Source organism: Streptomyces sp. NPDC054757, assembly GCF_053612185.1.
This window is the reverse complement of record NZ_JBSHBW010000028.1, coordinates 50,185-74,925: the sequence shown is the minus strand read 5'-3', so window position 1 is coordinate 74,925 and position 24,741 is coordinate 50,185. Positions and strand designations below refer to the sequence as shown.

Below are 24,741 nucleotides of genomic sequence, written 5' to 3'. Positions count from 1 at the left end.
TGAGCCCGTACGCGAGTCGAGTCGGCTCGGGAGACCGGTGCGTGAGTCGGCTCGGGACCGGTGCGAAATCGGTGCGAAGGCAGAGAAGAGGGGTGGGGGGGGCACGCTGTGTGCGTGCCCCCCACCCACCGCGGCCCCGGCCCACCTGGCGTCAGTACAGGTGGGCCGGGGCCGCGGCTTGGCCCAGCAGGTCGCCGACCGGCTCGCACTCACCCCGGAGCTGCGCCGCACACTGGCGGAACTCGCCCCCGCGGGCCGGTGTGGTGCTGGGCGGCTACTTCTTCGAGGTGAACTCCTCGTAGGCGGCCACGACTTCCTCCGCCGGGCCGTCCATCCGCATCGTCCCCGACTCCAGCCAGATGGCCCGCTCGCAGGTCTCCAGGATCGACTTGTTGCTGTGGCTGACCAGGAAGACGGTGCCCGCCGACTCACGCAGTTCGGCGATCCGGTCCTGGCTGCGGCGCTGGAACCTCGCGTCGCCGGTGGAGAGCGCCTCGTCGATCATCAGGACGTCGTGGCTCTTGGCGGCGGCGATGGAGAACCGCAGCCGGGCGCCCATGCCTGACGAGTACGTCCGCATCGGCAGCGAGATGAAGTCGCCCTTCTCGTTGATACCGGAGAAGTCGACGATGTCCTGGTAGCGCTCGCGGACCTCCTCCCGGGTCATCCCCATGGCCAGGCCGCCGAGCACCACATTGCGCTCGCCGGTCAGATCGCTCATCAGGGCGGCGTTGACGCCGAGCAGTGAGGGCTGGCCCTGGGTGTAGACCCGGCCGGACGCGGCGGGCAGCAGCCCGGCCACGGCCTTCAGCAGGGTCGACTTCCCCGAGCCGTTGGAGCCGATCAGACCGATGGCCTCGCCCTTGTGCGCGACGAAGGTCACCCCCCGGACCGCGTGCACCTCGCGGGTGCCCGGCCGGGGCTTGCGGGAGATGATCCGGTTCAGCGCCGATGTGGCGCTGCCCTTGCCGGATCCGGTGCCCTGGATCTTGTAGACGATGTGCAGGTCGTCCGCGATGACGGTCGGAATCGCCGGGCCCGCCGGGGTTGCCGGGCCCGCCGCAGCCCCGGCGCCCTGGGGCGCGGCGGAGATCGGCGTCATGGTCGGAGGCAGCGCGCCCCTCTCGTACTCAGCCACGTCCGTACTGCTCCTCTGCCTTCCAGAAGTAGATAAAGCCGCCCGCCCCTGCGAGGACCGCCCAGAAGACCGCCAGCGCCCAGACGTGCGGCGGGAGCTGGTTCGCGTGGTAGCTGTCGATGAGCGCGTAACGCATGAGATCGATGTAGACGGCGGCCGGATTGGCCTGCAGCGACAGCAGTACGAGGTGCGGGAGGTGGTCGTGGGCCAGCACCTTCTTGATGCTCCACATCACGCCCGAGACGTACATCCAGGTGCGCAGGATGAACGGCATCAGCTGGGAGACGTCCGGGGTCTTGGCCGCGAGCCTGGCCATGACCATCGAGACGCCCGTGTTGAACAGCGCCTGAAGCACCAGCGCCGGGACCGCGAGCACCCAGCTGACCGTCGGGTACTTGCCGAAGCAGACCAGGATGACGACCAGCGCGCCCATCGAGAAGAGCAGCTGCTGGAGCTGCTGGACGGCGTACGCGATGGGCAGCGAGGCCCGGGGGAAGTGCAGCGCGCGCACCAGGCCGAGGCTGCCGCTGATCGCCCGGGTGCCCGTCTGGATCGAGTTGCTGGTGAACGTCCAGATGAAGACGCCGGTCACCAGGAACGGGATGAAGTCGGGGACTCCGTGGCTGGTGCCGAGCAGGACACCGAAGATGAAGTAGTAGACCGCCGCGTTCAGCAGCGGTGTCATGATCTGCCAGATCTGCCCCAGCTTCGCCTGGCTGTACTGCGCGGTCAGCCGGGCGGTGGCGAAGGCGGTGATGAAGTGCCGGCGCCCCCAGGTCCTGCGGATGTACGTGAACAGCGGAGGGCGGGCGCCGCTGATGGTCAGGCCGTGTGCGGCGGCCAGCGCGGCCAGATCCTGCGGGGGCTGCGGGGAGACCCTCGGAACGGCCGCCTCCGTGGCGGGCGCGGTCCGGGCTGTCGTGGGGATCACAGCATTCGCTTTCGACAGAGTTCGACAGGGTTCGACGAGATCCGATGGTCTTCGCGGGTGTTCTGGGTGTTCTGGGTTTTCGGGGCGTTCGGGGACGTTCGTCGGGGCGATGGAGTCCGGCGGGGTTTCACCGGAGGGGGCCGGGTCGACCGGCTCCACACGGAAGAAGTCGACCGGCTCCACACGGAAGAAAGGGAAGCACGGGTGTGAACACCCCGTGGCACACGTCGCAACGGATACGTATCGTCGTAACGCCGAGGTTAGGACGGATTGACGTCGAAACGCAACCGTATCGTCGCGACGAATAGGTAAACTTCTCCCCATGGCATCCCCTGACCCTCGTACGACCCGCCGGGCCCCCGCTGGAGCCGCAGTGCTCCGGGAGGATGTGACGGAGGCGATCCGCGCCGCCGTCTTCGAGGAGCTGGCGGCTGTCGGATACGCGCGGATGTCCATCGAGGCCATCGCCCGCCGGGCCGGTGTCGGCAAGACCGCGGTCTACCGCCGCTGGAAGTCGAAGCTGTATCTGGTCCTCGATCTGGTCACGGCGTTCGCGGTGCAGGGCCTGCCCGCGCCCGCGACCGGCTCGCTGTACGGCGATGTACGCGCCCTGCTCGCCGTGGCGTCGACCGCGCTGCGCCACCCCGTCGCCTCGCAGGTCATCCCCGATCTGCTGGTCGAGGCCGCCCGCCAGCCGGAGATCGCCGACGCGATCAAGGCGGCGCTTCTCGACAGCCAGAAGGGCGTCGCGGCCGCGGTCGTCCGCGACGCGGTGGCCCGCGGTGACCTGCCGGCCGGTGCCGACCCCGCACGGGCGCTCGAACTGATCGTGGGCCCGCTCTACTGGCGGCTCGCGGTGGTCAGGGACGACCTGCCCAAGGGCTATCTGGACGGACTCGCCTCGGCCGCGGTGGCGGCGCTCAAGGCGTAGGGCGGGGGCGGACGCCCGGACCCGGGCGGGGCGGCGGGGGCGGACGCCGGGGGTCGAGGACGGACCGCCCGGGATCGAGGCCGGAGCCGTCCGGGCTACGGGCCGCCCGCCCGGAACCTCTCATTGCCCGCCCGGAACGGAGCCGTGACTCTCCCTTTGCGCGCGCCTGTGCGAGGCCGACGCCCTGGAATCGTGGCTTCCACCGCGCCGTAACCGGCACCGACAAGTGCCGCACAACCGCTGAGCAGGGCCGAATCCGGGTAAATCTGCCCGGGACACGACAGGTCGGCCCGCTGGGGCGAATGATCGTGGCGATAGTACTGTGCACCCGCAACGAGAGATCGCCGGCGCAGAGCAGTGGGAAACGAGTGCACAGCATGACCATCCGAGTCAGCGTGATCATCCCGGTCTACAATCCGGGGCCCTACATCGAGGACTGCATCGCTTCGCTGCTGAGACAGTCCCTTCCCGACGACGCGTACGAAGCGGTCTTCGTGGACGACGGTTCCACGGACGGCACCGCCGAGCGCCTGGACCGGCTCGCTGCCGAGCACCCGCTGATCCACGTCGTCCACCAGGAGAACTCCGGCTGGTCGGGCAAGCCGCGCAATGTCGGGATCGCCGCAGCGCAGGGCGAGTTCGTGATGTTCGTCGACAATGACGACTGGCTGGGCGACGAGGCGCTGGAGCGGATGTACGACTACGGCGTCAAGCACGGCGCCGATGTCGTCGTGGGCAAGATGGCCGGCAAGGGGCGGCCCGTGCCGCGCGAACTCTTCCGCGTCAACCGGCCGCGCGCCACCGTGAAGAACGCCCCGCTGATCGACAGCCTCACGCCGCACAAGATGTTCCGCCGATCCTTCCTGGAGGAGACGGGGCTGCGCTTCCTCGAAGGGCGCCGCCGTCTTGAGGACCATGTCTTCGTCACCGAGGCGTATCTGCGGGCGAAGAGCGTCGCCGTCCTCAGCGACTACGTCTGCTACTACCACGTCAAGCGCGACGACGCCTCCAACGCGGGCTTCCGGCGTATCGAGCCGGTGGGCTACTTCCACAACCTCGGCGAGGCACTCGACGTCGTGGAGAAGTACACCGAACCGGGGCCGCTGCGCGACAAGCTGTACCGGCGGTGGTTCCGCAACGAGATGATCGAGCGGATGCGCGGCGCCCGGCTGCTGGCCACGCCGGACGACGGCTACCGGCAGGACATGTTCCAGGAGATGCACAAGATCGCCGTGGAGCGGTTCGGGCCGGGGGTCACCGCATCCCTGCTGCCCACGCAGCAACTCGTCGGCGCGCTCATCAAGGCCGACCGCTACCCGGACGTCGAGCGCTTCGCCCGCTGGGAGAGCGGCATCGCCGCGCACACCGAACTCACTGGGCTCGCCTGGGAAGGCGACGCGCTGAAGCTGGCGTTCACGGCCGGGCTGCGGGCGGGCGACGAGCCGGTCCACTACGTCAGGGAGGGCGGCGACGAGCTGATCGGCCTGCCCGACGGTCTCGACAGCCCCGAGATGCTCGCGCAGCTCGGAGTGAAACCCCTGGACGCTGCCGACCGGGCCAAGGTCGAACTGGTGGTGAGGGAACGGTCGAGCGCCGCCGAGTTCTACCAGCCCGTCGAGTTCACCAGGGAGCGGGTGGACGGCCCCCGGGCCGGGGATTTCCGGCTGGTGCTGCGGGGGACCGCGACCGTCACCCCCGGCACGGCGGCCGGCGGCGCGCCCCTGGGCACCGGCATCTGGGATGTGCTGGTGCGCGTCCACCAGAGCGGGTGGAACAAGAACGTCAGGCTCGGCTCGGTACGGTCCGACGCGGTCACGGCCGGCCGGCAGGCGGCGCTGGTGGGCGAGCCCGCACAGCTCGTCGCACCGTACTGGACCGCGGCGCACGGCAATCTCTCGCTCGATGTCGGTGCGACGACCGGTGTACTCGGCGGGGAGTACCGGAAGCTCAGCGTCCGTGAGGTCCGGCTGATGGACGGGCCGCTGCTCCTGGAGATGCTGCTGCCGCTGCGCACCGAGTCCGCCGGCGCAGTACCCGCCGCGCTCCACCTCACCGACCGCAAGGGTGCCCACGACGCCGTACGGGTGGCCGCGACGCTGACCAGGTCCACGGGACGGGCCGGGACGGTGCTGTGCGCCGACCGGCCCGAAGGCCAACTGCCCCCGGGCACCTGGAAGATGGCGGTGAGCGTGGGCAGCGAGGAGGCGGAGCGCACCCCGCTGCCCCTGGTGCTCGTCGCGTCGGAGGCATCCGGCGCGCTGACGGTCCGCCGCCCGCGCCGGAGCCTGGCGCAGCGGCGGGCCCGCCTGATGCGGACCCTCCGGCGCGGCGTTGTGGGGCGGGCGGTGCGCAGGGCCCGGCGGATGGCCGCGACGCGGTAGGACGGGCGGCGGCGCTTCAGTACTCAGCGGTTTGAGTACCCAGTGGTTTGAGTACTCAGCGGTTTCAGTGCCCGGCGGTTTCGATACCCCGCGGTTTCAGTACCCCCGCAGCGCCGCCAGTTCCGCCCGGACCGTGCGCAGGCTCGCGGTCCGGCCGCGCCTGCGGGCGAGCGTCGGCCAGATCCGTGAGCCGAGCAGGGCCTCGGGTTCGACGGCCTCCACCCGTTCGAGCAGTGCCTCCGGGACCTTCTGCGGGTCCGGCGTCAGCCACTCGGCGGCGATCGCGTCGTAACCGTCCTTGAGCACCGTGTTCGACCGGTCGGTGCCGAACACCAGGAAGACACCGGTCGGCTGGGTGTCGACCTGGACGGTGATCAGGTCCGGCCGGTGCTTGGCGACCACCGGGATGAACTTGTACACGTCCCCGGTCCACGGCCCGGACGGCTTCGTGCGCTCGCGGACGGCTTCCGCGTTGTTGCGCGGCAGCATGTCGTCGAGGACCACGACGCTCGACCAGCCGGTGAACCGCTCGGTGTTGATGAAGTCGCGCAGGGCGTACTCGAAGAGGTGCATCCCGTCGATGAACGCCAGGTCGACCTGGTTGGCACCGGTGTACGCGCCGAGCAGCGGGCGGCCCTTGCGCATGTTGCGCAGCGGGTTGCGGCAGCTCATCAGATGCCCCATCGGCTGCCGGCCGGCGAAGAAGGTGTCGCTGGTCGATGTCACCAGCTGGAGGTCGCAGTGCAGCCGCGTCCGGATCTTCGGGGCCGGGTCGACCGCGATGCTGGGGACCCGCGAGAGGGCGAGGCTCCGTCCGTCGTTGGTCCCGATCTCCAGATAGGTGCGCGGCTTCAGCACCGCGTGCAGCCGCTGGAGGAATTCGTGCCTGTGCATGGGGGCTCTCTCACGTGGGGGGATGGCACATCGTGATCAAAAGGCCATGCCGGGGTTAACGAAGGCGGGCAGGCGCGGTTGCGCGGGAGCCCGTCCCGGCCCGCCCGAACCACCCTTTCGGGCAGTAGCCCCAGGTGGGCGGTGAGAGGACGGACCCCGGCCGGCTACTTCACCGCGCCCGCCATGACGCCGTTGACGAACTGCCGCTGGAAGGCGAAGAACACCGCCAGCGGGATCACCATCGAGATGAACGCGCCGGGTGCCAGCACATCGATGTTGTTGCCGAACTGCCGGACCTGCTGCTGGAGCGCGACCGTGATCGGCGGGTGCTTGGAGTCCGCGAAGATCAGGGCGACCAGCATGTCGTTCCACACCCAGAGGAACTGGAAGATCCCCAGCGAGGCGATGGCCGGGCCGCCGAGCGGCATCACGACCCGGGTGAACAGCCGGATCTCCCCGGCCCCGTCCAGCCGCGCCGCCTCCAGCAGCTCCCTCGGGATCTCCGCGAAGAAGTTCCTCAGCAGGAAGATCGCGAACGGCAGCCCGAACGCCACATGGAAGAGGACCACCCCCGCCGTCGTCTCGAAGAGCCCGATCTCACCGAAGAGTTCCGAGACCGGGATCAGGGCCACCTGGACCGGTACGACCAGCAGGCCGACCACGATCAGGAACCACCAGTCGCGGCCGGGGAAGTCCATCCAGGCGAAGGCGTACGCGGCGAGCGAGCCGATGACCACCACCAGGACGGTCGCCGGGACGGTGATCATGACCGTGCTCAGCAGGGAGTCGGTGATGACCTTGTTGTCGAGGATCCTGGAGTAGTTGTCGAAGGTCAGCTGCGAGGGCGCGGTGAAGACCTTCCACCAGCCGGAAGCCGCGATGTCGGACGAGCCGCGCAGCGAGGACAGCAGCAGGCCGATCGTCGGCATCAGCCAGAACAGACCGGCCAGGACGAGGAAGACCCGCATCACCGTGGAGCCCGCCCGAGCCGCGATCCGGGCGGCCAGCGGCTCCTTCGCCCTTACGGGAGCGGGCGCGGGCAACCGCTCACCGGCTGCCCGTGGCGCGGGCATCTGCGCTTCGGTGGTCATCGGCGCCCCTCCTTCCGCATTCTGCGGATGTTGACGAGCATGATCGGGACGACCAGGAGCAGCAGCAGTACGGCGATGGCGCTGCCGGTCCCCAGATCCGCGTCCGTGCCGAACGACGAGCGGTAGAGCTGGAGCGCCAGGACGTTGGCGTCGTCCTGCGAGGAGCCGGGCGCCACGATGAAGACCAGGTCGAAGATCTTCAGGACGTTGATCATCAGCGTGACGAGCACCACCGCGAGGACCGGTGCGAGCAGCGGGATGGTGATCCGGCGGAACACCTGCCACTCGCCGGCCCCGTCCACCCGGGCCTGTTCGAGGAGTTCACGCGGGAGCCCGGCAAGGCCCGCCGCGATCAGCACCATGGCGAACCCGGCCCACATCCAGACGTAACTGCCGATGATCGACGGGGTGACCAGCGTCGGCCCGAGCCAGTTGACGCCGTTGTACGGTTCGCGGAAGTTCGACGCGGGCAGCCGCAGCAGCGCCCCGTCCGCCGCCGCGGGCAGGGTGAACGTACCGTCGGGCGCCGCCTTGGCGCTCGCCACCACCTTGCCGCCCTTGACCGCCTCGACCGTGACGCCCTTGAGCCCCCGCTCCTTGGGGTCGATGACGTTCGGCCGGCCGCCGCCGCCCAGGGTGAAGTCCAGCCAGGCGGTGCCGGACACCGAACCTGCCGCAGCCTCCGGGGCTCTGGCGGGCTTCGCCGACGAGGGCATCTTCGTGGGCAGTACGCCGACGAGCGGCAGCCGGACCGGGGCGCCCGCGTGTACCGGCTGCCTGGTCAGGAACGCGCCGCCGCCACCGGACTTCAGCGGGGCCACCGGCAGCGGGTGCGCCCCCGGGTATCCGGCGGACTCGGCGAACGTGTCATGCACACCCACCCAGACGGCGTTGGCCACCCCGCGCCCCGGGTCCTGCTCGTACACCAGCCGGAAGATGATGCCGGCGGCGAGCATCGAGATGGCCATCGGCATGAAGACGACCAGCTTGAACGCCGTTCCCCAGCGCACCCGTTCGGTGAGTACGGCGAAGATCAGCCCGAGCACGGTGGCGACGGTCGGGGCGACCACGACCCAGATCGCGGTGTTCTTGATCGCGGTGCGGATCGCGTCGTCGGTGAAGAGAGTCCGGTAGTTGTCGATGCCGATGAAGCGGGAGCCTGCCTGGTCGAAGAAGGACCGGTAGACCGAGTACCCGATCGGGTAGACCACGAGCGCGCCGAGCAGCACCAGGGCGGGCAGCAGGAAGACCGCCGCCAGGACTTTACGTGTGCCTGTCACGCTCTTGTGCGGCTTTCCGGCGGGGGGCGCCCCGTTGAGGGCGTCCCCCGCGACAGCGGAAGTCATCGCCGCGTCAGTTCTTGTACGCCTTGGCCGCGTCGGACTCCAGCTTCTGCTGGGTCCCCGCGATGTCCTTCGGGTTCTTCAGGAAGTCCTGGAGGTCCTTCCACTCGCCCTTGCCCGGCGTACCGCCGAAGGACTGCGGCGCCTGGTCCGACATGTCGAAGCGGATGTCGTCGCCCGCCGCGACCAGCGCCTTGGCGATGGTGCGCTGGACGTCATTGGGGTACGCCGACAGATCCAGGCCCTTGTTGGGCGAGACGAAGCCGCCGGAGCCCGCGGCGATCTTCGCCGCGTCCGTGGAGGCCAGCCAGGTCAGCAGCGCCTGCGCCCCCTTGGAGTCCTTGAGGATCACCGCGGCGTCGCCGCCGGTCACCACCGGCGCCTTGGCGCCCACCGCGGGGAACGGGAAGACCTTCGCGTCGGTCCCCACCTTCGCCTTGGTCTGCGCGATGTTGGTCTGCGCGAAGTCGCCCTCGAAGACCATCGCACCCTTGGGCTGGTCACCGCCGGTGAAGGTCTGGGTCACCGAGGCGGGGAACTCGGTCTGGAGCGCGCCGTCCGCACCGCCCGCGATGAGCGACGGCTTGCCGAAGAGCTGCGCGAGCGTCGTCAGCGCCGCCTTCACCGAGGGGTCCGTCCACTTGATCTTGTGCTGGGCCAGCTGGTCGTACTTCTCCGGGCCCGCCTGGGAGAGATAGACGTTCTCGAACCAGTCGGTCAGCGTCCAGCCGTCCGCTCCGCCCACCGAGACCGGGGTGACACCCGAGGCCGACACGGTCTCGGCCGTCTTGAGGAAGTCCGGCCAGGTCCTGGGCTCACTCGCCCCCGCGTTCTGCAGCGCCTTGGCGTTGTACCAGACCAGCGACTTGTTGGCGGCCTTGAAGTACACGCCGTACTGCTTGCCGCCGACCGCGCCGAGGTCCTTCCAGACCTGCGCGTAGTTCTTGTCCAGCTGTGCCTGCGCGTCCGGGCCCACCGGCTTCGCCCACTTCTTGGCCACGGCCTGGGTGATCGCGCCGACCTGCGGCATCATCGCCACGTCCGGCGGTGCGCCACCGGCGATCTTCGTCCCGAGGAAGTTGACGATCGGGTCCTGCGCGGGCACGAAGGTGACCGAGGCCCCGGTCCGCTTCTCGAACTCCTTGAGCACCTTGATGAAGTTCGCCTGCTCGGGGCCGGTCCAGACGGCGGCCACTTCGAGCTTCGTACCCTTCAGAGCGGGCAGCTCGACCCCGGACGCGGAGGCGCTGCTCTTTCCGGCGGGCTTGTCGCTCCCGGTGTCCTTCTTGCTGTCGCTGCCGCATCCCGCGGCCAGGACGAGCGAACCCGCGGCCAGCACCGCCAGAACGGTCCTGCGCGAACGCAGAACGGCGCCGCCCGAATGCGGACCCGAGTATGGAAAGGCTCTGCGTGAACGCAGAGCTGTGCCTGTAGTGCGCATCTGCCCCGACCTCTCCCGTGCGCGTACGGCTGACGCGCCCATGACATCGGCGACGCCGTCGCCCCGTGGGCACAGTCCTACGCCGGGTCACTCCGGGGCCGCAATACCGGACCGTGGTCCAAGTATCCGATCGTGATGGGCCTGTGACGTTACGTCAGGCATTCAGGGAGGGTATGGACATCGCGTCGACCGACCGCGCGGCCCGCTCCAGGGCGCTGGCCAGCAGTGCCAAGTCCGTTGGGCCATTGCCGAGTTCACGGACGGGGCGGCGGGCCGGCGGGTCGCCCATCCGCTCCCACTCCAGCGGGACGACGGTCGGCCGCAGTGTCGCCGTACGCGGAATACGGCCCGTCACCCGGCCGCCCTGGAACGGTGTCACGCCCCGGTCGGGGCGGCCCAGCCTGCCCCGGCCCGGCGCCGGGGCGTCCGGCGCGGGGGAGGACGGCGGGGCGTCGAGCACCACCCGCAGCCCGCTGACCCGGGCCAGCTCGGTGTCCGCCGTACGGTCCGGCCGTGCCGATGCGGCGATCAGGTGGACGCCGAGCCGCTCGCCTTCCCTGGCCACCGCGTCCAGCGCCCGGACGACCGAGCCCGCGGTGGGGCGCCCGGGGCTGCCGAGCGCCGGTGCGACCAGCGCGTCGAAGTCGTCGACGATCACCACGAGCCGGGGGAGCGGTGTGGGGCCGGGCATCGGGTCGGTGCGCGCTCCGGCCGGGCGCAGCCGCAGCGTGCCGCTGGTCGGTGACTCGATGTCGCCGCTCTGCTCTTCCTGGCCGGGCCGGCGCGGTCCCACCACCCGCTCCGCCACCGCCCGGGTCCGGTGCCACTCGGCGAAGCTGCCCGTGCCGAGCAGCTCGGCCCGGCGCTTCAGCTCGCCGCCGAGCGCCTGCGCGAACTCCCGCATCCGGACCGGGTCGGACGCCACCAGACAGGTCGAGGCGTGCGGCAGCTCCGTACAGGCCCGCAGGCCCTCGCCGCGCTCGCCGCCCGCCCCGTCGACCAGGATCAGCCCGAGCCGGTCCGGCCGGGCGGCTGCCGCCAGCGAGGCCGCGATGGCGCGCAGCAGCTCCGTACGGCCGCTGCCCGGCGGACCCTCGATGAGCAGATGCGGCCCCTCGGTGGCCAGGTCCACGGTGACCGGGCCGCGCGGCCCGGCGCCGAGCACGGCGGTCGTCTCGGCCGCGGCGGCCCAGCGGGCCATCAGCGATGCGGGCGTGGCGCGGGCCAGCCCCAGCTCGTCCAGGAGCCGGGACGAGGCGGGCAGCGCCGCGGCCTGCCGGGCGGGGGTGCCGGCCACCGACGCGTCGGCCCGCAGAGGTGCGAGCGCCCGGCCGAACCGCTCGGCCCAGGCCGCCGACACCGCGTCGACCACGGCGAACGTGCCACGGCTCGCGGACTGCCCGGCCGCCGCCGGATGGATTCCGCGCGCGGTACGCAGCAGCCGCAGCGCGGTGGCCACATCGCCGCTCAGCAGGGCGGCGGCCCCGCACTCGCGGAAGGCGAGCGAGGCGGCGCAGGCGGCTTCGTAGGTCGTTTCGAGCGGGGAGGCGGGGGAGGCCGCCGCGGTCTCCGCGAGACAGAGGACATGCACCCCGCAGGCGGCGCCCGCCGAGGCCAGCCGCGCGGTGGTCTCGCGCAGGGCGGCCGAGCCGGGGTCGCCGTCGACGATCAGCAGGGTGGCGGGGCCGTCGTACCGCTCGGCCGCCGCCGAGACCGCGCCCGGCTCGGCGGACGCCCAGCCCGTTCCCAGCGGGCCGTCGTCCAGCCGGCGCACCAGCTCGGCGGTACGGGCTGTCGCCTGTTCCCTGTCGTAGGCCAGCAGGAGCCGGCAGTCCTGGCCGTGTGCGGGCCGGACATGCGGCAGCCAGCCGAGCCAGCCCCAGTCGGACGTGCGCGCATCGAGGGAGCGCCCCCGGTCCGTACTGACCAGGACGATCTCCAGGTCCGTCGGCGGATGCAGCGCGGCGAGCTGGGCGACCGCCGAACGGGCCAGACCGGCCAGCCGCTCACGGGGCCCGGCCAGCCCGAGTGAACCGGCCTCGCGGAGCGAGACCGTCACGGGCACGGCAGGCACCACACCGCCCCCGCCGGGGCCGGTCCTGTCGGCGGTGCCGAGCCGGATGACGAGCGCCTCACGGTGGTCGGGGGCGCGCTCCCAGAGCCGGGGTCCCGGGCCCAGCGCGGTGAGCAGCAGGGCGGCCGGATCGGGCCAGGTGTCCGCGCCGGGCACCCCGGCCGCCGGGTCCTGCGGTGCGCCGGACGGGTCCGCGGACCTGCTGCCCGGCAGGGGCCTGTCGCGTACGGCGTCGGGCCGGCCGCCGGTGAGCCGCCTCGCCCAGGCCCCTATACCGCCCCGTCTGCGCGCGCCGTCGTCCGTCCCGGGGGCGCTTTGGGGGGCGGGGGCGCCGCTGCCGCGGGGGCCGGTCGGGTCGGTGCCGGTGCCGGTGCCGGTGCCGGTGGTGTGTGTGCCGGTCGTGTCGCCGCTGCCTGGGCCATGGGGGGCAGCGGTGGGGCCGGGGGCGATGGCACCCGTGCCGCCCGTGCCGTTCGTCCTGTTTGTGCTGTTCGGAGCGCTCCTGGGATCGGAGCGGCCGGTGCCGCGGGTGCGGCCGGTGTCGAAGCCGTCCTGTGCGCGTTCGTGGGTCTCCGCGCTCCGGTCGGGCCGCAGCCTGGTGCCGCGCGCGGGCGTGCCCTGGCGGCCCCGGGAGGCGAATTCGGCGTCCTGGGCGTAGGCCGCCGCGGCCTCGTCGTAGAGATTGCTGTAGGGGTCGTGCGGCCGCTGGGCACCGACCGTGCTGACGCGCCGCGAGCCCGGCCCGCCGCCACGGGAGGCGCCAGGAGCGCCGCCCTGTTCGGGTATCCGGGCCTCGGGGGAAGCGGCGGCGTCGCTCCCGGCCCCGGGGCCGGAATGGGGGAGGGCGCCGGGGCCGGGCCCCGTACGGGTGTCTGTGGGGCCGGTGGCCTGAGCGGGCACCGTCCCGTACCGGACCTCACCCGTCCCGTAACCGTTCGCACCGGGACCGGCACCGGGGCCCGCATCCGCTCCTGTACGCGTACCTGCACCCGCCGCCTGTCCGCCGCCCGCCGCCGGTCCGCCAACGGCCGCCGGTCCACTGCCCGCCGCCGGTCCGCCCGCTGCCGTACCGGCCGTTCCCGGGCCCGTCGGCGCAGGGGCCGTGCCGGCGCGGGCGACCCGCAGATGGCCTTCGCCGTCCGGGACGGCCGCGATCCCGTCCTGCGCTCCGCCGTCCGCCGTCGTGATCCGCAGCGCCGACTCACCGATCCGGAGCAGGGAGCCCGGTGTCATACGGACCGGGGCGGCGGCGACGCCCGAGCCGTCCAGCGTCGTGCCGTTGGTCGAGCCGAGGTCGGCGACCGTCACCCGGCCGTCCTGCTCCACCGTCACCGCGCAGTGCATGCGTGAGACGTCCGGGTCGTCCAGCGGGACATCCGCATCGGCGGAGCGGCCGATACGGATCTGTCCGCCGTGCAGCAGATGGACACCGCCCGCGTCCGGCCCGGCGACCACATGGAGCTGGGTGGCCGATCCGTCGCCCCGGTCGTCCCCATCGGCCGGGACCTGGAGCGAGAGCACCGCTCCGTCCACGAGCGGGGGCTCACCGAGGGCGGAGCGCTGCAGGTCGAGGCGGTGCCCGCCCGCGTACAGCACGACGCTTCCCGAACCCGTGCCCTCCGGGCCCGCGGCCGCCGTGGCGAGGCCGGACGCGACGGTGGCCAGCGCCGCCCCGGCCGGGGCGGTGACGAGCACGTCGCAGGAGCGCGCCTCGGACACGGAGCGGCCGCTGCGCGGCGCGAGGACGGTCAGCCGGATCTGCATAGCCGTCAGCGGTCCCTTCTGCGGAGGGTGCCTGGCAGGAGCCGCCCTGTGATCTCCCCCACCCGGCAGGTCGGCACGGATTCCCGGGCCCCCGGCCCCACAACTCCGTGCTGAAGGCATCCTCGCATCTGCCACTGACAACACGCCCGGCGGTCACGGCCAAGTGATCTTGAATGGTCGGCTCTGGACGTAAAAGTGCCTGGTTGGGATCGCGGCTGACCTGCCAGGAGGCGCAGGCGGGCGCACCGCGGCAACCATCGGGACGCTCCTGGCGTCTTGCCTTCGAACACAACTGGAACCAGTGGGAACCGGCTGGAGGCGTTGGACTCCAGCGGAAACACGGCTGGAAAAGGGCTGGAAGACGGCTGGAAACCGGCCGTCGACCGGCTGGAACCGGCCCCGGAACCCGATCCCGGCCACCGGCCGTCACAACCACCGGACGGAGCGGAAGCAGCTCCGGAAGATCATCGGCCGGTACCCCCATGAGCGGCACTAGAGTGGGGCGGACATCCGGGCGGGGGGCCGGTGGACCAGGCAAGGGACGACGATCACAGGGAGCGCATGACGTGCGGCCCGTAGGCAGCAAGTACCTGCTCGAGGAGCCGCTGGGACGCGGCGCCACGGGCACCGTCTGGCGTGCCAGCCAGCGGGAGACCGCAGGGGCCGAGGCGGCCGTCGCCGGTCAGCCCGGCGAGACCGTGGCGATCAAGGTCCTCAAGGAGGAGCTGGCGAGCGACCCGGACGTGGTGATGCGCTTCCTGCGGGAGCGCTCCGTCCTGCTGCGGCTGACCCACCCCAACATCGTGCGGACCAGGGACCTCGTCGTCGAGGGCGATCTCCTGGCGCTCGTCATGGACCTGATCGACGGCCCGGACCTGCACCGCTATCTTCGGGAGAACGGCCCGTTCAGCCCGGTCGCCGCCGCACTGCTCACCGCCCAGATCGCCGACGCACTGGCCGCCAGCCACGCGGACGGTGTCGTCCACCGCGACCTGAAGCCCGCGAACGTCCTGGTCAAGCAGGACGCCGACGGCCAGATGCACCCGATGCTCACCGACTTCGGCATCGCCCGCCTCGCGGACTCGCCCGGCCTGACCCGTACCCACGAGTTCGTCGGCACGCCCGCCTATGTCGCACCGGAGTCCGCCGAGGGCCGCCCGCAGACCTCCGCTGTCGACATCTACGGCGCGGGCATCCTGCTGTACGAACTGGTCACCGGACGGCCCCCGTTCGCGGGCGGCACGGCCCTCGAAGTCCTCCAGCGCCACCTCAACGAGGACCCGCGCAGGCCCACCACCGTCCCCGAGGCGCTCTGGACGGTCATAGAGCGCTGCCTCAGCAAGGACCCGGACCGCCGCCCCAGCGCGGAGAACCTGGCCCGCGGGCTGCGTACGGTCGCCGACGGCATCGGCGTCCGCGCCACGCCCGCGCAGGTCGCCGCCGCACTCGGGGTGGGCGCGCTGCTGGCACCGGACCCCGCGCCCGCGGAGGTGCCCGAGACGCCCGGCGCCGCCGACCCCACCCAGGTCCTGCCGAACAACGCCGGGGCGAACGCCGGGGCGTACGACCCCAACGCGCGCACCAGCGTGCTGCCCAGCACCGGCGCGCCCGGCCCGGACGGACGCCCGGGGCCCGGCGCCGCGGATCCGACCGCCGTGCTGCCGCCCGTGCCCGGCGGGGCCCAGGACTCCGAGCAGCCGCACCCCTGGCAGAGCCAGCTCAGCGCGGCCCGCGACCGCAACGAGCAGACCCAGGTGCAGTATCTGGCGCCGGAGCAGGACCCGCTGCGCCACCGGCCGCAGCGGCCCCAGCAGCCGCCGCAGTACCGGCAGCCCCAGCAGCAGTACCCGCCCCAGCAGCAGCGGTACGCACCCCAGCAGCAGCAGCAGCAGCAACAGCAGCCCCAGCAACAGCAGTACGCACCGCAGCGCCGGCCGCAGCAGCGCCCTCAGCAGCCGTACGAACCCCCGCAGCAGCCCCAGGCACGTGCCCCGCGCGAGCCCCGGCCGCCGCGGCAGCGCAGCGCCAACCCGATGAAGATCCCCGGCCTCGGCTGCCTCAAGGGCTGCCTCTTCATGGTCGTGATCCTCTTCGTCGGCTCCTGGCTGATCTGGGAACTGACCCCGCTGCAGCACTGGATCGGCACCTCCAAGAGCTTCCTCTCGGAGATCTCCGACGGGTACCACTCGGTCAAGGACTTCGTACAGGGGCTCGGCAGCTCCGGCGGAAACTGACAGCACGCGCGGGACGGCCGGGTCGGACAGTACGCACGGGACGGCCGGGTCGGACAGCACGCCGTACCCGGCCCCGGGTCGGTATTACCGGCCCGGCCCGGCCCGGCCCGGTCCGTGTACCGGACCCGGTCCGGATTACCGCCCCGGGGCCCGGTCTGTATACATGTCGACTTCCGCGAAATGAATTACCCCCGCAGAAGTGAGGGTTCCTGTCATCCGGGGCACGGAACACCCCGGCACCCGCGTATTTTGGGAGCCGGAGACCGCCCGGAGACCCTGCTTCCGTCCAGGGACGCAGCCCCGGGCCCGGTACAGCGCCAGCCGCTGAGGGAGCAGTCTTGGCACGGAAGATCGGCAGCCGGTACACCGCGCACCAGATCCTGGGGCGCGGGAGCGCGGGCACGGTGTGGCTGGGCGAGGGGCCGTCGGGCCCGGTCGCCGTCAAGCTGCTGCGTGAGGACCTCGCGGCCGACCAGGAGCTGGTCGGCCGCTTCGTACAGGAGCGCACCGCGCTGCTCGGCCTCGACCACCCGCACGTCGTCTCCGTACGCGACCTCGTCGTGGACGGCAACGACCTCGCCCTCGTCATGGACCTGGTCCGGGGCACCGACCTGCGCACCCGCCTCGACCGCGAGCGCCGCCTCAGCCCCGAGGCCGCCGTGGCCATCGTCGCGGACATCGCGGACGGTCTCGCCGCCGCGCACTCCGCGGGCGTCGTGCACCGCGACGTCAAGCCGGAGAACATCCTCCTGGACATGCAGGGCCCGCTCGGCCCCGGCGGTTCGCACCCGGCCCTGCTCACCGACTTCGGTGTCGCCAAGCTCATCGACGCCCCGCGCCGGGCGCTGCCCGCGAGCCCGGCCGGACCGGGCCGCCCCCAGGCTTCGAAGATCATCGGTACCCCCGACTACCTCGCCCCCGAGATCATCGAGGGCCTGCCGCCGCGCGCCTCCGTCGACATCTACGCCCTGGCGACGGTCCTCTACGAACTCCTCGCGGGCTTCACCCCCTTCGGCGGCGGACACCCCGGCGCGGTCCTGCGCCGCCATGTCACCGAGACCGTCGTACCGCTGCCCGGCATCCCCGACGACCTCTGGCAGCTGCTGGTCCAGTGCCTCGCGAAGGCCCCGGCGTCCCGGCTGCGCGCGTCCGAGCTGGGCGAGCGGCTGCGCGCGCAGCTCCCGCACCTCGCGGGCATCCCGCCGCTCGATGTGGACGAGCCCGATGAAGCGGAGCCGGGGGAGCAGCCTCAGGAGGGGACGGCGTACGAACCGTCCCCGCCCACCGAGGGCCGCCGCCGCGGCGCGGTCCCGCTCGTCCCCGGCTCATCGGCCGACTCCAACCGGGACACCCATACGAGCATGCGTGTCCCGGCCCCCGACGAACTGGCGGGCGGCCCCCTGGGCACGGCCCGCGCGCCCCGCTCCCCGAGCAGGCCCGGCTCGGCCCGCCACCGCTCCACCGCCGAGGCGGTGCGCAAGCGCCGTATCAAGCTGGGCGCCGCCGCCCTGGTCGTCGCCGCCGCGGTGGGCGTCGGCGGCTGGCTGGCCACATCGTCGGGCGACGACGGCGGACGGGCCCCGCAGGACAGCCACCAGTCGGCGCCGTCCGGCCCGTAGCGGCGCGGGAGGCAGCCCGATCGCAAGGGCCGGGGACCGCCCCCGCTCCAAGCCGTTACGCTGGTGGCGTGGCAGTCGTCGATGTATCCGAAGAGCTGAAGTCCCTCTCCTCGACCATGGGGTCGATCGAGGCCGTCCTGGACCTCGACAAGCTGAGGGCCGATATCGCCGTGCTGGAGGAGCAGGCCGCGGCGCCGTCCCTGTGGGACGACCCGGAAGAGGCCCAGAAGATCACCAGCAAGCTTTCCCACCTGCAGGCCGAGGTCCGCAAGACGGCGACGCTGCGCGGGCGGATCGACGACCTGGGTGTGCTCTTCGAGCTCGCCGAGGCCGAGGACGACGCCGACACCTTCGCCGAGGCCGAGTCGGAGCTGGAGGCCGTGCGCAAGGCGCTCGACGAGATGGAGGTCCGCACCCTCCTCTCCGGCGAGTACGACGCCCGTGAGGCGCTCGTCAACATCCGCGCGGAGGCCGGCGGCGTCGACGCGGCGGACTTCGCCGAACAGCTCCAGCGCATGTACCTCCGCTGGTCCGAGCGGCACGGCTACGGCACCGAGGTCTACGAGACGTCGTACGCGGAGGAGGCCGGCATCAAGTCGACCACCTTCGTCGTGAAGGCGCCGTACGCGTACGGCACGCTCTCGGTCGAGCAGGGCACCCACCGGCTGGTCCGTATCTCGCCCTTCGACAACCAGGGGCGCCGCCAGACGTCCTTCGCGGGTGTCGAGGTGCTCCCGGTGGTGGAGAAGACCGACCACGTCGAGATCGACGAGACCGAGCTGCGCGTGGACGTCTACCGCGCCTCGGGCCCCGGCGGCCAGGGCGTCAACACCACGGACTCCGCGGTCCGGCTGACCCACATCCCCACCGGCATCGTCGTCTCCTGCCAGAACGAGCGCTCGCAGATCCAGAACAAGGCCAGCGCGATGAACGTGCTGCAGGCCAAGCTCCTGGAGCGCCGCCGCCAGGAGGAGCAGGCGCTGATGGACTCGCTCAAGGGCGACGGCGGCAACTCCTGGGGCAACCAGATGCGTTCGTACGTCCTGCACCCGTACCAGATGGTCAAGGACCTGCGTACGGAGTACGAGGTCGGCAACCCGCAGTCGGTGCTCGACGGTGAGATCGACGGCTTCCTCGAAGCCGGAATTCGCTGGCGCAAGCAGCAGGAGAAGTAGACCGCCTCTCCGGCGCCGTCGAACCAGCGCTTTATCGACATGGTGAGTAGGGGAACTGCCGTCCTGGAGACGGTAGTTCCCCTACTGCGTCACAGTCGTATTCCCGTACGCCGGGCAAGTCACTGCATTTCAGGCATCGCGCCCGCAACGGCCTTGACGCGCTTCTTAAAACTCGGAAAAGTGACACGCGGCATGCGTAATTCTGGGGCGCGTGTGATCGGGGGGACGGACCACATGACCCCTACGGCCTGCCTGCCCCGTGCGCTGCACCATTGACAATGAAGCTACTGGGGGTAGCAGCCAGATGACCAAGAAGACGCGGATTCGCGTAGCGCGCATAGCTGCAGGCGCAGTGATCGCCGCAGGCGCTTCGCTGACCGCCGCGGGCGCGGCACAGGCCGCGGATATCAACCTTCCCGGCCTTTCGATCCACACCGGTGGCGACGACGACGGCGACAACGGCGGTGGCGGCGACTGCTCGCCGCTCGACCCGACCTGCACGCCCGGTGGCACCAGCGGTGACCAGTCCGGCGGTAATGCCGCGGGTGGTGACGAGTCCGGTGGCAACGCTGCGGGTGGTGACCAGTCGGGCGGTAACGCTGCGGGTGGTGACGAGTCCGGTGGCAACGCTGCCGGTGGTGACCAGTCGGGCGGTAACGCCGCGGGTGGTGACGAGTCCGGCGGTAACGCTGCCGGTGGTGACGAGTCCGGCGGTAACGCTGCCGGTGGTGACCAGTCGGGCGGTAACGCTGCGGGTGGTGACGAGTCCGGTGGCAACGCTGCCGGTGGCGACCAGTCCGGTGGCAACGCCACGGGCGGTGACACGAGCGGCGGCGACCAGTCCGGTGGCTCGTCCACCAGCGGCTCGACCACGGGCGGCGGCGACAACGGCGGTAACTCCGGCTCCACCGGCGGCGGCCACCACGGCGGCACCTCCGGCTCCGCCAGCAACGGCTCCTCGTCGACCGGCGGTTCCTCCACGGGCGGTTCCACGACCGGCGGTTCCGTCACCGGCACCCAGCCCGACAACATCGGCTCCCAGCCGGTCGAGCAGGGCAAGCCCAAGCAGGAACTCGCCGAGACCGGTGCGGGTGAGACCACGTTCCTGATCATCGGTGCGGCCACGATGATCGCCGGCGGCATCGGCTTCCGTATGCTGCCGCGTCTCGCCGGCCGTGGCGGAAACCTCGCCTGACGTCCAGCGCGTACGAGGAAGGGCCCCGGATTCCGAACGGAACCCGGGGCCCTTCCCCATGCTCGGTGAAGCTCTCGGATGCCCGGTGAAGCTCTCGGACGATCCGGCGGCTCTCAGACGGCCTGATGCGCCAGCAGGGCCACCGCGGCCATCAGCACGATCAGCGCACCGATCAGCACCAGCGGGTGCACTCCGCCGAAGGGGCCTTCCTGCTGCTGGAGGCGCTCCCTGCTGGCCCGGCAGACCTGGCAGCGGCCCTCACTGACAGGGGACGCGCAATGGGCGCACACCAATCGGTCGTAGGTCATGCGCACTCCTCCCATGCGGCGGAGCCGTTCCACGCGCTGTCACTCCCGACAACGCCCGGCGAACCGCAACTGTTCCCCTTACCACTGTGCCAGCTTCCGCGCGTTTCGGCGCGCCCCGCCTGATTCCGCCCGGTCCGTACCCGGGGCCAACGCGGACATACCACGCATCGGCGGATGCTGCATGCGGGCGCACTCCGGCTTCGCGTAATGTCACGCTCACCTATTCCCGGCCGACGTGGTGCACTCGTGATCCGATTCGACAACGTCTCCAAGACCTACCCCAAGCAGAACCGCCCCGCCCTGCGGGATGTCTCCCTTGAGATCGAGAAGGGAGAGTTCGTCTTCCTGGTGGGTTCATCCGGCTCGGGCAAGTCGACTTTTCTGAGGCTCGTCCTGCGCGAGGAGCGCACCAGCCACGGCATGGTGCACGTCCTCGGCAAGGACCTCGCGCGCCTGTCGAACTGGAAGGTGCCGCAGATGCGCCGCCAGCTCGGCACGGTCTTCCAGGACTTCCGGCTGCTGCCGAACAAGACCGTCGCGGAGAACGTCGCGTTCGCGCAGGAGGTCATCGGCAAGCCGCGCGGAGAGATCCGCAAGGCCGTCCCCCAGGTCCTCGACCTCGTCGGCCTCGGCGGCAAGGAGGACCGGATGCCCGGTGAACTCTCCGGTGGTGAACAGCAGCGCGTGGCCATCGCGCGCGCCTTCGTCAACCGCCCCATGCTGCTGATCGCGGACGAGCCGACCGGCAACCTCGACCCGCAGACCTCCGTCGGCATCATGAAGCTGCTGGACCGGATCAACCGCACCGGTACCACCGTGGTGATGGCCACTCACGACCAGCAGATCGTCGACCAGATGCGCAAGCGCGTCATTGAACTTGAGAAGGGCCGTCTCGTACGCGACCAGTCGCGCGGCGTCTACGGCTACCAGCACTGAAAGGACGCCATGCGCGCCCAGTTCGTCCTGTCGGAGATCGGCGTGGGTCTCCGCCGCAATCTCACGATGACCTTCGCGGTCATCGTCTCCGTCGCCCTGTCCCTCGCCCTGTTCGGTGGCTCGCTGCTCATGCGCGACCAGGTGAACACGATGAAGGGCTACTGGTACGACAAGGTCAACGTCTCGATCTTCCTCTGCTCCAAGGGTGATGTGGAATCCACCCCGAAGTGCGCCAAGGGTCCGGTGACCGAGGAGCAGAAGAAGTCGATAGAGACCGATCTCAACAAGATGACCGACCTGGTCCAGAAGGTCAGTTACGAGAGCACAGACGAGGCGTACAAGCACTACCAGCAGGAGTTCAAGGGCGCCCCGATGACGGGCTCCATCACGCCGGACCAGCTCCAGTCGTCGTTCCGCGTCAAGCTCAAGGACCCCACCAAGTACAAGGTGATCGCCACCGCGTTCGCCGGCCGGGACGGTGTCATGACCGTCCAGGACCAGCGCGGCATCCTGGAGAACCTCTTCGCGCTCCTCAACGGCATGAATGTGGCCGCGCTCTGTGTGATGGCCCTGATGCTCGTGATCGCGCTGATGCTGATCGTCAACACCGTGCGGGTGTCGGCGTTCAGCCGCAGACGCGAGACCGGGATCATGCGCCTGGTGGGCGCGTCCAGCTTCTACATCCAGATGCCGTTCATCATGGAGGCCGCGTTCGCCGGTCTGCTGGGCGGACTCGTGGCCTGCGGAATGCTGCTCGTCGGCCGCTACTTCCTGATCGACCACGGCCTCGCCCTGCACGAGAAGCTGAACCTGATCGACTTCATCGGCTGGGACGCCGTGCTGTCGAAACTGCCGCTGGTGCTCGCGATCGGGCTGCTGATGCCCGCACTCGCCGCTCTCTTCGCGTTGCGCAAGTACCTGAAGGTGTGAGACACGCCCTGTGTGCCGCGGGGTGAACGCCCCATACGGCACACGGGCGTCGGTCTACAGTGGTCGCCATGTCAGGCCCGGAATTCGTCGAGCCGCCCCGCAGCCTTCGCCGCGGGGCGGCTCTGACGTTGGTCTTCGTGAGCGTTCTCGCCACGGCTGCGGCCACCAACTCCCTGCCCGGCGACGGGCATACGCCGCGCCCGGCCCGTACCGGCAGCGCCGCGTCCACCGTCGACGGCGCCGAACTCGCCAGGGCCGCTTCGGATGCGGTCGCCGACGGCAAGTCCGGTACGAAGGCCGCCGAGGGGATAGTCAGCCGCAGCGGCGACCGCTGGGGCGCCGTGTACGACCGGAGCGGCTACGAGCAGTTCGAGGACGCCCTCGACGGCGAGTACACCGGCGTCGGCCTGTGGGCCAGGCGCGGCCGGGACGGCCGCATCGAGGTGGCCAGGGTCCAGCCCGGCGGCCCGGCCGCGCGGGCCGGACTGCGCGCCGGCGACCTGCTCCGTACGATCGACGGCCGCCAGGTCGGCACCCGGCCGGTCACCGATGTGCTCTCGCAGCTGCGCGGCGGCGACCGCGCGTCCGTCCCCGGTACGCCGGTGGTCGTCGGCGTACGGCGCGGAGACGACACCGTGACGAGGACCCTGCACCGGGCCAGGCTCACCACCGACCCGGTCACCGTGACACGGCTGCCGGGCCGGGCGACCCGGATCAAGGTCACCGCCTTCACCAGGGGCTCCGGAGCCCGGGTGCGGGAGGCCGTACGGGCGGCTCCGGCGGGTGGCGGCATCCTGCTGGACCTGCGGGGGAACAGCGGCGGCCTGGTCGCCGAGGCCACCACGGCCGCCTCCGCGCTCCTGGACGGCGGTCTGGTCGCCACGTACGACGTGCACGGCGCACAGCGCGCCCTCTACGCACAGCGGGGCGGCGACACGGGCCGGCCGCTGGTCGTCCTGATCGACGGCGGCACGATGAGCGCGGCCGAGCTGCTCACCGGGGCCCTCCAGGACCGTGGCCGGGCGGTCACGGTCGGTTCCCGCACCTTCGGCAAGGGCTCGGTCCAGATGCCGAGCGCGCTGCCCGGCGGCTCAGTGGCGGAGCTCACCGTCGGCCACTACCGCACACCGGCGGGCCGCAGCGTGGACGGCCGGGGCATCACCCCGGACGTGACAGCGGGCGACCGGGCCGAGGCGCGGGCGGAGACAGTATTGAGTGGCCTCGGGGGAGGGGCGTAGTGCGAAAATGGACGCACTATGGCTAAGGAAACCGGGCGGAAGATGATCGCCCAGCACAAGAAGGCACGGCACGACTACCTGATCCTCGACACATACGAGTGCGGGCTGGTCCTGACCGGTACCGAGGTGAAGTCGCTGCGGATGGGCCGGGCGTCGCTGGTCGACGGCTTCGTCCAGATCGACAACCACGAGGCCTGGCTGCACAACGTGCATGTACCGGAGTACACGCAGGGCACCTGGACCAACCACAGCGCGCGCCGGAAGCGGAAGCTGCTGATGCACCGCATGGAGATCGACAAGCTGGAGTCGAAGTCCCAGGAGTCGGGCCACACGATCGTGCCCCTGGCGCTGTACTTCAAGGACGGCCGGGCCAAGGTCGAGATCGCGCTGGCGAAGGGCAAGAAGGAGTACGACAAGCGGCAGACTCTCCGCGAGAAGCAGGACCGCCGCGAGACGGACCGGGCGATCTCGGCGGCCCGCAGGAAGCAGCGCGCCTGACCGGCCCCGCGGGGACGTGGACCTGGCGGGGACGCCGACCTGCGGGGAATACAGTGGCACCGCCGTACGTTGGTCACGTACGATGGCACTGCACCCCACGGGGCGCGGTACCACCTTGAAAAATCAACATGGGGATGATCGGTTTCGACAGCGGCTGTTGAAGCAGGGGAAGCGAGCCGAGGAAGCGGCAATGATCTCGTAAACCATATGTCGCAAAAAATAATCGCCAATTCTAAGCGCGATTCCCAGTCCTTCGCCCTCGCTGCCTAATAAGCAGTGACTGAAGGACCCTAAATGGGTGTCAGCCCGGGGAAGTTCCCGACCCGGATCCTGGCATAAGCTAGGGAACTAAACCACTGGTCCCGGTCACGGGGATCAGTGGGAAACCAAACAGTGACTGGGCCTGTCGGAGACTTGTTCGCGAGATCTCCGGGGCCGAGAAAATCGCAGCGAACTGCGCTCGGAGAAGCCCTGGTCCGGCACCGTTGGACGCGGGTTCGATTCCCGCCATCTCCACCACCCCATGTGTGGCTCATGCCCTGCCGGATTGTTCCGGTGGGGCATGAGCCTTTTTCTGTGTGTCGTGTGGCCGGGCAGTGGCCGCCGGGACGTCCCGGCGG

The 24,741-nt window shown here is 71.0% G+C and carries 18 protein-coding genes and 1 other RNA gene; 11 read left to right on the top strand and 8 right to left on the bottom strand.

Features of this window, described 5'->3' with window-relative positions; translation table 11 throughout:
* Positions 1-274: 274 nt before the first annotated feature.
* Together ACWGKJ_RS27770 and ACWGKJ_RS27765 are read right to left on the bottom strand one after the other, a co-directional pair.
* On the bottom strand, positions 275-1,102 hold the full coding sequence (locus ACWGKJ_RS27770; RefSeq protein ID WP_385031684.1) for an ABC transporter ATP-binding protein: 828 nt from the start codon (positions 1,100-1,102) through the stop codon (positions 275-277).
* Positions 1,103-1,130: 28 nt separating this feature from the next.
* Positions 1,131-2,069: an ABC transporter permease gene (locus ACWGKJ_RS27765; protein ID WP_385031642.1), complete on the bottom strand. Its 939-nt coding sequence runs from the start codon at positions 2,067-2,069 to the stop codon at positions 1,131-1,133.
* A gap of 322 nt (positions 2,070-2,391) precedes the next feature.
* On the opposite strand from ACWGKJ_RS27765, the gene ACWGKJ_RS27760 reads away from it, so the two are divergent.
* Together ACWGKJ_RS27760 and ACWGKJ_RS27755 are read left to right on the top strand one after the other, a co-directional pair.
* On the top strand, positions 2,392-3,000 hold the full coding sequence (locus ACWGKJ_RS27760; RefSeq protein ID WP_385031645.1) for a TetR/AcrR family transcriptional regulator: 609 nt from the start codon (positions 2,392-2,394) through the stop codon (positions 2,998-3,000).
* A gap of 377 nt (positions 3,001-3,377) precedes the next feature.
* Positions 3,378-5,381 carry a glycosyltransferase family 2 protein gene (locus ACWGKJ_RS27755; RefSeq protein WP_453315845.1) on the top strand — a complete coding sequence of 668 codons (2,004 nt, stop codon included), beginning with the start codon at positions 3,378-3,380 and terminating at the stop codon, positions 5,379-5,381.
* A 96-nt stretch (positions 5,382-5,477) separates the two neighbouring features.
* Here ACWGKJ_RS27755 and ACWGKJ_RS27750 read toward each other — a convergent pair whose 3' ends face one another.
* From ACWGKJ_RS27750 to ACWGKJ_RS27730, 5 genes are all read right to left on the bottom strand, one after another.
* Entirely contained in the window at positions 5,478-6,275 is a 798-nt protein-coding gene (locus ACWGKJ_RS27750; RefSeq protein ID WP_385031651.1) for a class I SAM-dependent methyltransferase, read from the bottom strand.
* A gap of 164 nt (positions 6,276-6,439) precedes the next feature.
* The gene (locus tag ACWGKJ_RS27745; protein WP_385031687.1) at positions 6,440-7,348 is read right to left on the bottom strand and encodes a carbohydrate ABC transporter permease; all 909 of its coding nucleotides are present in this window, start codon (positions 7,346-7,348) and stop codon (positions 6,440-6,442) included.
* A gap of 14 nt (positions 7,349-7,362) precedes the next feature.
* Entirely contained in the window at positions 7,363-8,712 is a 1,350-nt protein-coding gene (locus tag ACWGKJ_RS27740) for a carbohydrate ABC transporter permease (protein WP_385031653.1), read from the bottom strand.
* Positions 8,713-8,719: 7 nt separating this feature from the next.
* A complete protein-coding gene (locus ACWGKJ_RS27735; protein ID WP_385031656.1) occupies positions 8,720-10,150 on the bottom strand; it encodes an ABC transporter substrate-binding protein in 1,431 nt (476 codons plus the stop codon).
* A gap of 154 nt (positions 10,151-10,304) precedes the next feature.
* Positions 10,305-13,988, bottom strand: coding sequence for an FtsK/SpoIIIE domain-containing protein (locus ACWGKJ_RS27730; RefSeq protein ID WP_385031658.1), 3,684 nt, complete (start codon positions 13,986-13,988; stop codon positions 10,305-10,307).
* 566 nt (positions 13,989-14,554) lie between these two features.
* Between ACWGKJ_RS27730 and ACWGKJ_RS27725 the strand changes: the two genes are divergently transcribed.
* The 4 genes from ACWGKJ_RS27725 to ACWGKJ_RS27710 all read left to right on the top strand — a co-directional run bounded on the left by ACWGKJ_RS27725 (position 14,555) and on the right by ACWGKJ_RS27710 (position 20,211).
* A complete protein-coding gene (locus ACWGKJ_RS27725; protein WP_385031661.1) occupies positions 14,555-16,222 on the top strand; it encodes a serine/threonine-protein kinase in 1,668 nt (555 codons plus the stop codon).
* 338 nt (positions 16,223-16,560) lie between these two features.
* The gene (locus tag ACWGKJ_RS27720; protein WP_453315844.1) at positions 16,561-17,841 is read left to right on the top strand and encodes a serine/threonine-protein kinase; all 1,281 of its coding nucleotides are present in this window, start codon (positions 16,561-16,563) and stop codon (positions 17,839-17,841) included.
* 68 nt (positions 17,842-17,909) lie between these two features.
* Positions 17,910-19,016, top strand: a complete 1,107-nt coding sequence (gene prfB / locus ACWGKJ_RS27715; RefSeq protein WP_385031667.1) for a peptide chain release factor 2 — start codon at positions 17,910-17,912, stop codon at positions 19,014-19,016.
* 304 nt (positions 19,017-19,320) lie between these two features.
* The gene (locus ACWGKJ_RS27710) at positions 19,321-20,211 is read left to right on the top strand and encodes a hypothetical protein (protein ID WP_385031670.1); all 891 of its coding nucleotides are present in this window, start codon (positions 19,321-19,323) and stop codon (positions 20,209-20,211) included.
* Between the two features lie 113 nt (positions 20,212-20,324).
* On the opposite strand, the gene ACWGKJ_RS27705 is transcribed toward ACWGKJ_RS27710, so the two are convergent.
* Complete coding sequence (locus ACWGKJ_RS27705) at positions 20,325-20,519, bottom strand: hypothetical protein (RefSeq protein WP_385031673.1); 195 nt, start codon at positions 20,517-20,519, stop codon at positions 20,325-20,327.
* Positions 20,520-20,765: 246 nt separating this feature from the next.
* Here ACWGKJ_RS27705 and ftsE point away from each other — a divergent pair, with 246 nt between their 5' ends.
* The 5 genes from ftsE to ssrA all read left to right on the top strand — a co-directional run bounded on the left by ftsE (position 20,766) and on the right by ssrA (position 24,640).
* Positions 20,766-21,455 (top strand): cell division ATP-binding protein FtsE, encoded by a 690-nt coding sequence (ftsE, locus tag ACWGKJ_RS27700; protein ID WP_164266073.1) that lies wholly within the window; start codon positions 20,766-20,768, stop codon positions 21,453-21,455.
* Positions 21,456-21,464: 9 nt separating this feature from the next.
* Positions 21,465-22,385, top strand: coding sequence for a permease-like cell division protein FtsX (gene ftsX / locus ACWGKJ_RS27695; protein WP_327297304.1), 921 nt, complete (start codon positions 21,465-21,467; stop codon positions 22,383-22,385).
* A gap of 68 nt (positions 22,386-22,453) precedes the next feature.
* The gene (locus ACWGKJ_RS27690) at positions 22,454-23,623 is read left to right on the top strand and encodes a S41 family peptidase (protein WP_385031677.1); all 1,170 of its coding nucleotides are present in this window, start codon (positions 22,454-22,456) and stop codon (positions 23,621-23,623) included.
* Positions 23,624-23,641: 18 nt separating this feature from the next.
* Positions 23,642-24,121, top strand: coding sequence for an SsrA-binding protein SmpB (gene smpB / locus ACWGKJ_RS27685; RefSeq protein ID WP_385031680.1), 480 nt, complete (start codon positions 23,642-23,644; stop codon positions 24,119-24,121).
* Between the two features lie 130 nt (positions 24,122-24,251).
* Positions 24,252-24,640, top strand: a transfer-messenger RNA (tmRNA) gene (gene ssrA / locus ACWGKJ_RS27680).
* Positions 24,641-24,741 lie beyond the last annotated feature (101 nt).

Excerpts from the sequence above, each read along its gene's own strand:
- ACWGKJ_RS27770 (WP_385031684.1), bottom strand. The coding sequence starts at position 1,102 with ATGACGCCGATCTCCGCCGCGCCCCAGGGCGCCGGGGCTGCGGCGGGC.
- ACWGKJ_RS27760 (WP_385031645.1), top strand. The coding sequence starts at position 2,392 with ATGGCATCCCCTGACCCTCGTACGACCCGCCGGGCCCCCGCTGGAGCC.
- ACWGKJ_RS27755 (WP_453315845.1), top strand. The coding sequence starts at position 3,378 with ATGACCATCCGAGTCAGCGTGATCATCCCGGTCTACAATCCGGGGCCC.
- ACWGKJ_RS27750 (WP_385031651.1), bottom strand. The coding sequence starts at position 6,275 with ATGCACAGGCACGAATTCCTCCAGCGGCTGCACGCGGTGCTGAAGCCG.
- ACWGKJ_RS27745 (WP_385031687.1), bottom strand. The coding sequence starts at position 7,348 with ATGCCCGCGCCACGGGCAGCCGGTGAGCGGTTGCCCGCGCCCGCTCCC.
- ACWGKJ_RS27740 (WP_385031653.1), bottom strand. The coding sequence starts at position 8,712 with ATGACTTCCGCTGTCGCGGGGGACGCCCTCAACGGGGCGCCCCCCGCC.
- ACWGKJ_RS27735 (WP_385031656.1), bottom strand. The coding sequence starts at position 10,150 with ATGCGCACTACAGGCACAGCTCTGCGTTCACGCAGAGCCTTTCCATAC.
- ACWGKJ_RS27730 (WP_385031658.1), bottom strand. The coding sequence starts at position 13,988 with ATGCAGATCCGGCTGACCGTCCTCGCGCCGCGCAGCGGCCGCTCCGTG.
- ACWGKJ_RS27710 (WP_385031670.1), top strand. The coding sequence starts at position 19,321 with ATGACCAAGAAGACGCGGATTCGCGTAGCGCGCATAGCTGCAGGCGCA.
- ACWGKJ_RS27705 (WP_385031673.1), bottom strand. The coding sequence starts at position 20,519 with ATGACCTACGACCGATTGGTGTGCGCCCATTGCGCGTCCCCTGTCAGT.
- ftsX (WP_327297304.1), top strand. The coding sequence starts at position 21,465 with ATGCGCGCCCAGTTCGTCCTGTCGGAGATCGGCGTGGGTCTCCGCCGC.
- ACWGKJ_RS27690 (WP_385031677.1), top strand. The coding sequence starts at position 22,454 with ATGTCAGGCCCGGAATTCGTCGAGCCGCCCCGCAGCCTTCGCCGCGGG.
- smpB (WP_385031680.1), top strand. The coding sequence starts at position 23,642 with ATGGCTAAGGAAACCGGGCGGAAGATGATCGCCCAGCACAAGAAGGCA.